The sequence below is a fragment of the Flavobacterium anhuiense genome, assembly GCF_900101855.1.
GTDB lineage: Bacteria > Bacteroidota > Bacteroidia > Flavobacteriales > Flavobacteriaceae > Flavobacterium > Flavobacterium anhuiense.
This window is the reverse complement of sequence record NZ_FMVC01000009.1, coordinates 214776-226193: the sequence shown is the minus strand read 5'-3', so window position 1 is coordinate 226193 and position 11418 is coordinate 214776. Positions and strand designations below refer to the sequence as shown.

Genomic DNA, 11418 nt, shown 5'->3' with positions numbered 1-11418 from the left:
AATTTTTAAAATCCAATATTTTAAAGAACCAATCCAAATCGCATTTGAATTTATTGAGCCGATAGAGGGACTCGAACCCACGACCTGCTGATTACAAATCAGCTGCTCTAGCCAGCTGAGCTACATCGGCGAATACATTAAAAAAGTCCGCTATTTCTAACGGACTGCAAATGTAGCTATTTTATCTTTTAATCAAAACATTTTTCGAAAAAAATTTCAATTAAATGTGCGCTCTTATTTTTTCCTTCCTTTTTACAAGCAAACGTTCTAACGACTCTGCAGAAAGCTCAACTGCTTCTTCAAATGTTTTACACTGTTTTTTTACCAAAAAATCATCACCAGGAACATTAATCTTTATCTCCACCACCTTATTCTCTTTATCACTTGTTCTTTCTACTTTTAAAAAAACATCTGATGAAACCACACGATCGTAGTATTTCTCTAGCTTACCCATTCTTTCTTGGATAAAATCGACCAATTTTCTGTCGACAGTAAAATTAACTGCATGAACATCTACCTTCATAATAAAAATTTTAGGATTAACACTTAGAACCGCTATTTACTTCTTGGATGCGCACCTTTATATACTTTTTTAAGCTCCGCAAGACTATTATGAGTATAAACCTGTGTAGATGCCAAACTAGAATGCCCTAGCAATTCTTTAACTGAATTCAAATCTGCCCCATTATTTAAAAGGTGTGTTGCAAAAGTATGACGTAGCACATGCGGACTTTTTTTTACCTTTTCTGAGACCCTACTAAAGTATGAATTTATTAAACGATAAACAAAAGATTCGCTCAATTTTAACCCTTTTTTCGAAACAAAAAAATAGTCCGAATCAACCAAACTTTCTAAACCACCTCTTTCCTTTATATACGAATCAATTTGACCGCCAATAATCGGCAAAATAGGAATAATGCGTTCTTTATTTCTTTTCCCTAAAACTTTAATTGTATTACTTGAACGATCAACATTTCTAACCATTAAATGAATCAATTCAGCACGACGCATTCCTGTAACATAAAACATCTCTACAATAAGCCTATCCCGAATCTCTTCAAAACCGACAGGAGCTTCCATTACATCCAGCAAATCCTTTAATTCTTTTTCCGAAAAAGGAATCTGAACTACTTTTGGAGTTTTCAAAGACTTATGCTTCAGCATCGGATTAACCTCAATCTGCTTTGATCTTAAAAGAAACTTATAAAAAGCCTTCAAGGAAGCCATTTTTCTATTTATAGAAACGTTTGAAATATTTTGATCCACTAAAAAAACGATCCAGCTTCTCACCTGACTATAGTTTACCAAATCAATACTTTCCTGCTCAAAAGATTCTTTTACAAAAGACTCAAAAGAAACTATATCATTCAAATAAGCACCAACAGTATGCGGAGAATATTTTTTTTCCAACAAAAGATAATCCGAAAAAGCCTCTTTATTTGTTTTCATAAAATCTAAAATTTAAGCATAAAAAAAACCGTTAGCATCAAAATTAAAACATTTTGACCACTAACGGTAATTATTTTCGAAAAGCCGATATTAACTTTCTAAACTGTCTTTCAAGCTTTGAATGTAAGCCGCTTTTTGGATTTGAGCTCTTTTGATAACAGAAGGCTTAATAAAAGCAGTACGTGCTCTTAATTGACGAACAGTTCCTGTTTTATCAAATTTTCTTTTATAGCGCTTTAATGCTCTATCGATATTTTCTCCGTCTTTAATTGGTATAATTAACATAATATAGACACCTCCTTTCGTTAAGGCTGCAAATGTATATATTAATTATGAATTATGAATTATAAATTTTGAATTATTTTCAAAAATTTCTTATTTTGTGTATGCGTGAGGGATTGCAATGGAAATCCTTTTTGTTTTTTCTTTAAAAACAAAAAGATTGGAATGAAAAGCCCGACCCTAAAAACAAAAGCCTCTCTGCGCTTGCTAAATGGCTTTTGTTTTTAGGGGCACGCCCAAAATAAGCTACTATTTTAATAAGTTTCTAGAAATAACGAGCTTTTGGATTTCTGTTGTTCCCTCTCCTATAGTACATAATTTAGAATCTCTATAGAATTTTTCTACTGGAAAATCTTTAGTGTAGCCATAACCGCCATGAATCTGAACGGCATCATTTGTAATTTTAACACATGCTTCTGATGCATACATTTTTGCCATTGCACCTAATGTTGTTACAGGTTTATGTTGTTGCTTTAAATAGGCCGCTTTATGCAAAAGCAATTCTGACGCTTCAATTTCTGTTGCCATATCTGCTAACTTAAAGGAGATTCCTTGAAAATTACTGATTGGCTGTCCAAATTGATGTCTTTCTTTTGAATATTTCAATGCCGCTTCATACGCCCCTTTTGCAATTCCTAAAGACAGTGCTCCAATAGAAATTCTTCCTCCATCAAGAATTTTCATAGCCTGCACGAAACCTTGTCCGACTTCCCCCAATCTATTTGCATCAGGAACACGACAGCTATCAAAAACCAATTCAGCCGTTTCACTTGCTCTCATTCCCAATTTATTTTCTTTTTTACCAGACGAGAACCCTTTCATGCCTTTTTCAAAGACAAAAGCCGTCATTCCTTTAGAATCGCCTTTTTCTCCGGTACGAACAATCACAACGGCAATGTCTCCAGATATACCATGCGTAATAAAGTTTTTCGCACCATTGACAATCCAATGATCGCCATCTTTTACAGCAGTTGTATTCATTCCTCCAGCATCAGAACCTGTGTTGTGCTCTGTCAATCCCCATGCTCCTATATATTCTGCTGTAGCCAATTTTGGCAACCATTTTTTCTTTTGCTCTTCGTTTCCGAAAGTTAAGATATGATTCGTACATAAAGAATTATGCGCCGCAACAGATAATCCAATTGAAGGGTCTACTTTTGAAATTTCTTCAATTACTGTGACATATTCATGATAACCCAAACCTGATCCTCCGTATTCTTCAGGAACCAAAACTCCCATGAAGCCCATTTCTCCAAGTTTTTTAAATAAAGGAATCGGGAAAATTTGTTCTTCGTCCCATTCCATTATATAAGGTCTAATATTTTTTTCTGCAAAGTCTTTTATAGACTGTGCAATCATTATCTGCGTTTCGTTGTAATCAAAGTTCATGAGTTAGTTTCTTTTAGAACTCCAAATATAAACTAATTATTTTTGCTTTTTCAACAGGAAAATCTTTAATTTTTGCTAAATCCTCAATATTATTAAAATTTCCATTCATACTTCTATATGTTACGATTTGCTTTGCGAGTCCATATTTAAAATATGAAAATTGAGATAATTCTTTTAATGACGCCTCATTTACGTTTATTTTCTTCAAAGTTGGCGGAATCACAACCTTAAAATGGCTATTCAACTCATTTATAACTTCAGGCGAAAGTCCCCAAATATCTTTCATCTGATCCATAGAAACAAAGGAGCCTAGAATTTCTTTTTGCTTAAGTATTCTGGACGATAACCCTTCTCCTATTCCATAAATTTTCATTAAATCTTCCTGAGTAGCCTGATTAATATCTAAAATTGCAATCTTTTCTTTTTTGGGAAAACTTTTTATGCTGAAATCTTTTTTCTCACTACTATAAATAGGTTTATTCTGTTTCCAATCTGGAAATTTAAACAAAGGAGAAATTTTATTTAGTAGAGAATCTGAAATCCCAGTAACTTTTTGAAACTCTTCTGCAGAATTTACATATTTATTCTCCTTTCTAAATGCCACTAAACGATCAATTTCTTCAACCGACATCCCTAGTTTATATCCTTTATAATCAGAAATAAAATTAGGATTAAAAAGATAATTAGATGGTTTTGCATTTTTATCTATCAATTTCTTCTGATCAATTTCTGATTGAAGTGCAAACCACTGTTCTTTTTCTGTATTCTTAATGTCTAAAATATTAAAATCAGATAATAAATAAAACATCTGTAATCCTATCATAATAAGAAAGAGAATAAAAATACCAATGCGTTGCTGTTTTGTAAAATAAAAATACTTGTTTAGAGGCTTAAAATTCATGTTTAAAAATACTTTTGAAGAATAAGTTAAGAAAAATCTCTCAAATTTATTAAGAAAATTAGTAAGAAAAGTAGTTTTCAAAAAATTATCGAATCTTTTGTAAAAGGCCAATTAATTTAATGAATGTCAATACTTAAAGAATCTTTCTTACGACAACTGTAAAAAAAACAAAGATTTTATAACTTAAAACATGATAATTGTTTTTATTTTTTACAAAAAACAATACATTTGGCACTTAATAACAAATAAACCAATAAAATAATATGTCAATTTGGAGAGTTAAACCTATATCAGCCTTTGAGGCCGATATGAAAAAAAGTGATTTAAAAAGAGTCCTAGGAAAATGGAGTCTTACTGCGATTGGTGTTGGTGCCATTATCGGCGGTGGAATTTTTGTACTTACAGGTACTGGGGCTTATTATCATGCCGGTCCAGCATTAGCAATTTCGTTTATCATCGCAGGTATTGCGTGTGTTTTTGCGGCTCTTTGCTATTCTGAATTTGCTTCTATTTTACCTGTTGAAGGATCTGCTTATGCGTATGCTTATGGTACTATAGGAGAAATTTTTGCCTGGATAATTGGGTGGGGATTAATTCTCGAATATGCAATGGGGTCTATGACCGTAGCAGTTTCCTGGTCTGGATACTTTAATAAATTACTGAAATTATTTCATATAAAACTCCCTGAATGGCTTACAACAGATCCTGCGAGTTATACTGGCGAAGGTTTCTCAATGAATCTTCCTGCTTTCTTAATCGTTATCTTAGTTATCTCATTACTTATTAAAGGAACAAAAAGTGCCGCAAAAGCAAACAATGCTATTGTTATCCTTAAAGTTTCTGCAGTAATCTTTGTAATTGTTGCTGGTCTTTTCTTCATCAATACTGCAAACTGGAGCCCATTTATTCCTGAAGCAACTCAGATCGTTGAAAAAGAAACTACGCACAATGCTTACGGAATTGGAGGTATCATTTCTGGAGCCGCTGCAATTTTCTTTGCTTATGTTGGTTTTGATGCCGTTTCTACACAAGCTGGAGAAGCTATCAATCCTAAAAAAGACGTTCCGTTTGCAATTATTGCTTCATTATTGATTTGTACAACTTTATATATTCTTGTTTCTTTAGTATTAACAGGAATGATGAACTACCAAGATTTTAACCCGCTAGGAAAATATCCTGAAGCTATTAAAGCTCCTGTTGCTTATGCTTTTGATATCGCTGGACAGGGTTGGGCTGGCTTTATTATTACTGTTGCAGCTACTATTGGTTTAGTTTCGGTATTAATGGTAATGATTATGGGACAATCTAGAATTTTCTTAGGAATGTCTAAAGACGGTTTAATTCCACAAGTTTTCTCTAAAGTAAACCCTATTTCTGGAACTCCAAAAACAAATTTAATGATTCTTGGAGCTATTATTGCAACAGTTGCTGCTTTTACTCCAATCAATAAATTAGCTGATATGACAAGTTTTGGTACTTTATTCGCCTTTACAATGGTTTGTATCGCTGTTTGGATTTTAAGAGTAAAACAACCTGGATTAAACAGGACTTTTAAAGTTCCTGCTTTACCAATTATTGCGGTATTAGGAATTGCAATTAATAGCTACTTAATTTTCAATTTGAGTAAAGATGCTCAATTATTATCTCTTGGATGGCTTGTTCTTGGAATAGTTGTATATTTTGGATACAGCAAAAAGAGATCAAGACTTAATGATGGTACTGAAGAATAATAAAATATCACTTCATAAAAAAGCTCCAAATTAAATTTGGAGCTTTTTTTATAAATCAAATACTGATGTTCTTTTTGAACGGATTAAATCTTTCAGTCTAATCCAAAAAGCAAGTGTTAAATAGACTCCAAAGCCTAAACCTGCTGTAACAAAAGAAATGTAGATAAAAAACAGTCTTACACTTGTTACGCGCATTCCGAGTTTATCTGCTAATCTTGAAGAAACATGAAAACCATATTTTTCAAAAAAGAATTTAAGTTTTAAAATTGCTGACATCTCTTTTAGATTTATGACTTTAGATTTAAGATTCTGATTGTTCGCGATTACAAAAGTACAAATTATCTAATTATTTTTGAGTAGTTCTAATCCGATAGCACATTTTAAGCATGCTTTACGCTCACAGTATTCATTTTTAAGTTCGAGCAAGGCTTGACTTTCAAATGCGGATTGAGACTTTATTCCAAACGAATTAAACTTGTCAATAATGGCGTTTTTCTCTGAGTCAACTTCATTTATAAAGTCAATCAAATCTTCCGCAATTGATTCGCCCCTTATATTAGAATAAGCAAATTGAAGCGGGATTATAGTATTAATTACCACTAAATCTATAAATGGCTTAGAAAGCATTTTAGATTTATTTGGACTTTCTTTATCAAATTGATAATGGTTTTGCCAATATGAACTTGCAGAAATATTCAGCAAACGATACACTTCGCCAATAGATTTCAAATCAATTATTTTTGAAAATAAGTTTTGATGTCTATGATATAAAGATGCTAACTGAGAAAGTCTAATAGTAGGGAAATTATCTGGACGAAGCTTAAAAAATTGAAGAGGATCTGCATAAATCTTTTCTATTTGATATTTATGCAATAAATAGAAGTAGCGAAACTTTAAATCTTTATAATAAACATCTTCTTTCTCTGTTTCCAATAATCCTGAAGTTCCAAAAAGGAGCGCTTCAAGATTTTCGACTTCAAAACTTTCTTTTCTAATTACTGAAAAAGGAATTGCTTTTGCTATCTGCAAAAAGGAATTTCCGTTGGTATTTAAACCAAAATTTTTCGCTAGAAGACAAAACAAGACAGCTTCCCAATCTTGATTCGTTTCTTCTAATAATTGATCTATAAACTTTGATTTTCGCTCTAAACGTTCAAAAAATAATCTTTCCTGCCAATTCTTAAACACAAACTTGTCAATTTCTTTTAATTGCCTTTCACAAGAAATCCATGTTTTTGGAGAAACCAAAGCATTATAATTATCAATAATTTCTTTTGAAACATAATATTTAAGCACTAGAACGGGTATCTCTGTATTGTCTTCTCTAAAAATGGCCGTGTCATTTTCCCACACAACATGAAGAATCACATTTTTATAAGCGGCATCTTTTTCATGATTATGCAAATACCAGTCTGAAGATTTTAGATGAATCTCTACATTACCGGCCCACTTCTGATTTCCGATTTCTATATGAGCATTAAAAAAATCAGGCCCAGCAAGCTCCAAATAATCGCCTGTTTTAATGATGGTTATTTCTTCTCCTTGAACAGATTTTAAATTCAAGCCATCAAACTTCTTGAATTTCCAGAGATAATGAAGGAAGTCTTCTTTCATTTTAGATTTTTATAGTGTAATTACAAAATCTAAAAGTAATTAAATTTTAATACTATTCTTACAAATATTTGAATTATTTAGCGAAGCAGATATAATTTAGCACAGGCTCTTGCATCTGACAATGCCTCATGGTGATTGAGATGAATATTCATTTCGCGACAGCAATCACTCAATTTGGTTGGCTTTATTCCTTTTGCTTTGTAGATTTTAACCGTGCATTCCCATTTTTCAGCAATGTTTAAATCATCATAATTTAGGCCATGAAGCAACATGGTTTTTATTAAAACATTCCGGTCAAAACTTTCATTGTGTGCTACTACAACTCTGTTTTTTAACCTCTTTTCAATTTCAGGATAGATTTGGAAGAAAGATTTTGCATTAATGGTATCTTTCGGGTAAATTCCGTGAACACGAATTGTAAAAGGATTGTATTCGTTATTTGGCGGTTTAATTAATGATACATACTCGTCTACAATAACTCCATTTTCGACCGTAACAATTCCCACCGAACACGGATGATAGCCAGTTGCCGTTTCAAAATCAATAGCAGTAAAATTCATATTCTCTTTTTAAAAGACAAATCCATAAACCTTATCGCAAAAAAACAATTAGGTTTATGGATTGTTATTATTTGTAAAGGCTTATTTTATTGAACCAATAATATCATATTTTGTAATAATATGATGGTGTCCGTTTCCTAAATCAACCAAAACAGCATCATTTTCTTTGCTGAATAGTTTTGAAACTTCTTCAATTGGTGTTCCTAATTTTACAATTGGAAAAGGTTTGCCCATTACTTCTTTAATTGGTTTTTCGGCAACATTTTTATCAGCAACATAGCTTCTAAATAAATCAGTTTCATCTACAGAACCAACAAAGCCGTTAATGTCAACAACCGGAATCTGCGAAATTTTGTATTTACGCATACGCTCAATTGCATGCGAAACTAATTCTTCAGTACGTACTACAATCAGCTCCTTATCAATATGATCTTTGATAACGTCTTCTGCTTTTGTTACATTTTCTTCTAAGAATCCTCGCTCACGCATCCAATCATCGTTGAACATTTTACCCACATATCGGCTTCCAGAATCGTGAAATAATACCACAACAACATCATCTGGCTTAAAATGCTCTTTTAACTGCAATAAACCTTTTATACAGGCTCCTGCAGAATTTCCAACAAAAATACCTTCTTCAAGAGCAATTTTTCTAGTGTAGACTGCAGCATCTTTGTCGGTTACTTTTGTAAAACCATCAATTAGAGAAAAATCAACATTTTTAGGCAAAATATCTTCTCCAATACCTTCTGTTATATAAGAGTAAATTTCATTTTCATCAAAGATTCCTGTTTCGTGGTATTTTTTGAAGACAGAACCATAAGTATCAATTCCCCAGATTTTGATGTTCGGGTTTTTCTCTTTTAGGTATTTTCCAACCCCAGAAATAGTCCCGCCTGTTCCAACTCCCACAACAAAATGCGTGATTTTCCCATCTGTCTGTTTCCAGATTTCAGGTCCAGTCTGTTCATAATGCGCCAGAGAATTTGACATATTATCATACTGATTTACATACCAAGAATTTGGGGTTTCTTCTGCTAAACGCTTTGAAACCGAATAGTAAGACCGCGGATCTGTAGGCTCAACATCAGTAGGGCAAACGACAACTTTTGCTCCAACGGCACGAAGAATATCCATTTTTTCTTTAGACTGTTTGTCTGAGATCACACAAATTAATTTGTATCCTTTTACAATTGCAACAAGTGCAAGTCCCATTCCTGTATTTCCGGAAGTTCCTTCAATGATAGTTCCCCCCGGTTTTAGTCGGCCATCTGCCTCAGCATCTTCAATCATTTTTACAGCCATTCTGTCTTTTACAGAATTACCAGGATTAAAGGTTTCGACTTTTGCCAATACTAACGCATCAATTTCAGCAACAATTTTGTTGAGTTTTACCAATGGTGTATTACCAATTGTTTCTAAAATGTTATTTGAAAAGTCCATTTTTATTTAAGTTTTATTAGTGGTTCTAAATAAAAAGTAAGCCAGTTTTTATTGGAAGAAATTCCAAACCAGACCAAAACGCAATGCAAAATCACGATACGGATTATGAGGCGCTGCATAATAGTTGCTTTGCGTAAATAAAGCATTAAAATGTTCCGCTTTTAAATAAAAACGGGTCTGGCGTATTCTGGCATTCACAAAGAAATCGAATGTTGCAAAACCACCGATTTTTTTATCCTGTTGCACAAAAAATTCTGCAATAACAGGGTTATAATCATCTCCATAGTATTTAGTCATATAATTAAATACAAGCCCTGTTTGCATGAACAATGCTTTTTTAAAGAAATGATTCGAATAATAGAATGTATTTCTAGTTACAAAATCAGGCACATTTAAAACTAAATCTGACTGATCTACTTTCTGATACAAAAGTGTATTATCTAGCGCAAAAGGACCAAATTTAAACTCCCGGCTTGCTTTTATTTCTAAATAATTAATCACATTTCCGTATTGCATTGGTTTCACAATCTGTTGACTTGCCGCTTTTTCTGCATCTGTAGCCATATCAGTAAAATACAAATGATCTTTCAGCACTGTATACTGAACTTGTCCTGTCAACCAAGGAGTTGTAATCTCTGCACTTAAGGAATTAATTTTTTCGTTTTTAAAATTATTCGACCAATTGTACGAAATCCAACTGCTTTGGTACAAATTATAATTGTTGTTTGGCAATTTATTAATGTTGCGATATCTGAAATCAAATTTGATTTTTTCGCTCATATCATATCGCAGTTTAGCATCCAAATCTGAAAGCGATTCGTTGGTTATTGATCTTGAATATAAAAATCTACCATTCCATTTGTTTTTCTGATATTCATATTGAGCACCAAAATTGTTAAACTGCAAAAACAAATTATCTGGAACTGCATTTCCGTCAGCATCAACAATAATTCGGTTATATTTATAATTCGATCTATAGTCGTCGATAAAGAATATAAATTTTCCTAAAAGCGAATTCTCGTAAGCCGCTCCCACTTTGTTATACAACCTTTCATATTTAGTCTGATCGTTAATATTACTTGCCGCATACGAGTCTCCAAATCGCTGTATACGCGTAGTTGATCCATCATTAGCAGTTAAAGTCGACATTACAGTTGGCTGTTTATATTCATAAGCTTTATATTCATAATTAAACTGATGCGTTATGTATAAATTATTACTCCCATCAGTTGGATTTACTCTAAAAGCATGATCAAAAAATAATCTTCTTCCTTTTAAAAAGGATTCTGCGTCGGTTAAATAAACCTGTAATCTTTGTCGATTTTTATAATCTTGATTATCACTTTCAAAATCAGCATCGTTTGTAATACCGCCATTTTCCTCATTCAATATATCCTGATTCGTGAAGTGCGCGTTTATTGCATAACGCTTATTGGTTGTAGCATAACTAGTTGTAATTCTCAGATTTCCGGCACTAACCAATTGATTATTATAATCTCCCTCAGATCTTAGACCTTTATAAGCAATAGAAAAATTAAGATTTTTAGAAGCATTTAATGTGATAAAAGAATCCACATTCTGTCCTTTTTTTATTGTTGTATTAAAAAACAATTCTGTAAAAGGAGTTGCAACAGAATAATATCTAATTTGATCTGCTTGCATATAAAGAGAATGTTTTCCTCTAAAACCAATTTCTGGATAAGGAGAAAAACTCGTCAAGCTATATTGTAACATATTTAGTGGCTGTCCAATATTAGACAGCTCCTGGAGTCCGAAAAGATCTTTTCTAAGATGATTCTGTCTATAAGCACTTTTAATAGTTAGCGAAGTATCTGCATAAATTGTATCATGTTCTAAAGTCACAATTTTATACTGATCTATCGTGGCTATTTTTTGTTTTTTCTTTTTTACGGAATCAGTAATACTTGAATATTCCGTATTCATATCTAAATTATTTTTAGGAGCAGTTTTTTTTTCTTGCGAAAACAATAAAGTTGGTACAACTAATAGATATAGAAAAATGAATATTCTCATTTGATGGCTTTATATA

Annotated in this window: 11 protein-coding genes and 1 tRNA gene; 1 reads left to right on the top strand and 11 read right to left on the bottom strand. The window is 32.5% G+C overall.

Annotation, left to right across the window (positions count from 1 at the left end; genetic code table 11):
• Positions 1–56 precede the first annotated feature (56 nt).
• From BLP44_RS21495 to BLP44_RS21470, 6 genes are all read right to left on the bottom strand, one after another.
• Positions 57–130, bottom strand: a tRNA-Thr gene (locus BLP44_RS21495).
• A gap of 90 nt (positions 131–220) precedes the next feature.
• The gene (gene hpf / locus BLP44_RS21490) at positions 221–523 is read right to left on the bottom strand and encodes a ribosome hibernation-promoting factor, HPF/YfiA family (RefSeq protein WP_008466930.1); all 303 of its coding nucleotides are present in this window, start codon (positions 521–523) and stop codon (positions 221–223) included.
• A 32-nt stretch (positions 524–555) separates the two neighbouring features.
• Positions 556–1449 carry a tyrosine-type recombinase/integrase gene (locus BLP44_RS21485; RefSeq protein WP_091136140.1) on the bottom strand — a complete coding sequence of 298 codons (894 nt, stop codon included), beginning with the start codon at positions 1447–1449 and terminating at the stop codon, positions 556–558.
• Between the two features lie 90 nt (positions 1450–1539).
• A complete protein-coding gene (gene rpsU / locus BLP44_RS21480; protein WP_008466933.1) occupies positions 1540–1734 on the bottom strand; it encodes a 30S ribosomal protein S21 in 195 nt (64 codons plus the stop codon).
• Positions 1735–1980: 246 nt separating this feature from the next.
• Positions 1981–3120 carry an acyl-CoA dehydrogenase family protein gene (locus BLP44_RS21475; RefSeq protein ID WP_091136138.1) on the bottom strand — a complete coding sequence of 380 codons (1140 nt, stop codon included), beginning with the start codon at positions 3118–3120 and terminating at the stop codon, positions 1981–1983.
• 13 nt (positions 3121–3133) lie between these two features.
• Positions 3134–4021 (bottom strand): helix-hairpin-helix domain-containing protein, encoded by an 888-nt coding sequence (locus BLP44_RS21470; RefSeq protein ID WP_170830262.1) that lies wholly within the window; start codon positions 4019–4021, stop codon positions 3134–3136.
• Between the two features lie 263 nt (positions 4022–4284).
• On the opposite strand from BLP44_RS21470, the gene BLP44_RS21465 reads away from it, so the two are divergent.
• On the top strand, positions 4285–5751 hold the full coding sequence (locus BLP44_RS21465; protein WP_066032589.1) for an APC family permease: 1467 nt from the start codon (positions 4285–4287) through the stop codon (positions 5749–5751).
• A 48-nt stretch (positions 5752–5799) separates the two neighbouring features.
• On the opposite strand, the gene BLP44_RS21460 is transcribed toward BLP44_RS21465, so the two are convergent.
• The 5 genes from BLP44_RS21460 to BLP44_RS21440 all read right to left on the bottom strand — a co-directional run bounded on the left by BLP44_RS21460 (position 5800) and on the right by BLP44_RS21440 (position 11402).
• Positions 5800–6027 (bottom strand): PspC family transcriptional regulator, encoded by a 228-nt coding sequence (locus BLP44_RS21460; protein WP_008466940.1) that lies wholly within the window; start codon positions 6025–6027, stop codon positions 5800–5802.
• 66 nt (positions 6028–6093) lie between these two features.
• Positions 6094–7365 carry a DUF2851 family protein gene (locus BLP44_RS21455; RefSeq protein WP_091136131.1) on the bottom strand — a complete coding sequence of 424 codons (1272 nt, stop codon included), beginning with the start codon at positions 7363–7365 and terminating at the stop codon, positions 6094–6096.
• Positions 7366–7442: 77 nt separating this feature from the next.
• Positions 7443–7925 carry a 3'-5' exonuclease gene (locus tag BLP44_RS21450; protein ID WP_091136127.1) on the bottom strand — a complete coding sequence of 161 codons (483 nt, stop codon included), beginning with the start codon at positions 7923–7925 and terminating at the stop codon, positions 7443–7445.
• Between the two features lie 81 nt (positions 7926–8006).
• Entirely contained in the window at positions 8007–9368 is a 1362-nt protein-coding gene (locus tag BLP44_RS21445; RefSeq protein WP_091136124.1) for a pyridoxal-phosphate dependent enzyme, read from the bottom strand.
• A 48-nt stretch (positions 9369–9416) separates the two neighbouring features.
• Complete coding sequence (locus BLP44_RS21440) at positions 9417–11402, bottom strand: putative porin (protein ID WP_091136119.1); 1986 nt, start codon at positions 11400–11402, stop codon at positions 9417–9419.
• Positions 11403–11418 lie beyond the last annotated feature (16 nt).

Coding starts and splice junctions, on each gene's coding strand:
- BLP44_RS21445 (WP_091136124.1), bottom strand. CDS start 9,368: ATGGACTTTTCAAATAACATTTTAGAAACAATTGGTAATACACCATTG.
- BLP44_RS21485 (WP_091136140.1), bottom strand. CDS start 1,449: ATGAAAACAAATAAAGAGGCTTTTTCGGATTATCTTTTGTTGGAAAAA.
- hpf (WP_008466930.1), bottom strand. CDS start 523: ATGAAGGTAGATGTTCATGCAGTTAATTTTACTGTCGACAGAAAATTG.
- BLP44_RS21450 (WP_091136127.1), bottom strand. CDS start 7,925: ATGAATTTTACTGCTATTGATTTTGAAACGGCAACTGGCTATCATCCG.
- BLP44_RS21470 (WP_170830262.1), bottom strand. CDS start 4,021: ATGAATTTTAAGCCTCTAAACAAGTATTTTTATTTTACAAAACAGCAA.
- BLP44_RS21440 (WP_091136119.1), bottom strand. CDS start 11,402: ATGAGAATATTCATTTTTCTATATCTATTAGTTGTACCAACTTTATTG.
- rpsU (WP_008466933.1), bottom strand. CDS start 1,734: ATGTTAATTATACCAATTAAAGACGGAGAAAATATCGATAGAGCATTA.
- BLP44_RS21455 (WP_091136131.1), bottom strand. CDS start 7,365: ATGAAAGAAGACTTCCTTCATTATCTCTGGAAATTCAAGAAGTTTGAT.
- BLP44_RS21475 (WP_091136138.1), bottom strand. CDS start 3,120: ATGAACTTTGATTACAACGAAACGCAGATAATGATTGCACAGTCTATA.
- BLP44_RS21460 (WP_008466940.1), bottom strand. CDS start 6,027: ATGTCAGCAATTTTAAAACTTAAATTCTTTTTTGAAAAATATGGTTTT.
- BLP44_RS21465 (WP_066032589.1), top strand. CDS start 4,285: ATGTCAATTTGGAGAGTTAAACCTATATCAGCCTTTGAGGCCGATATG.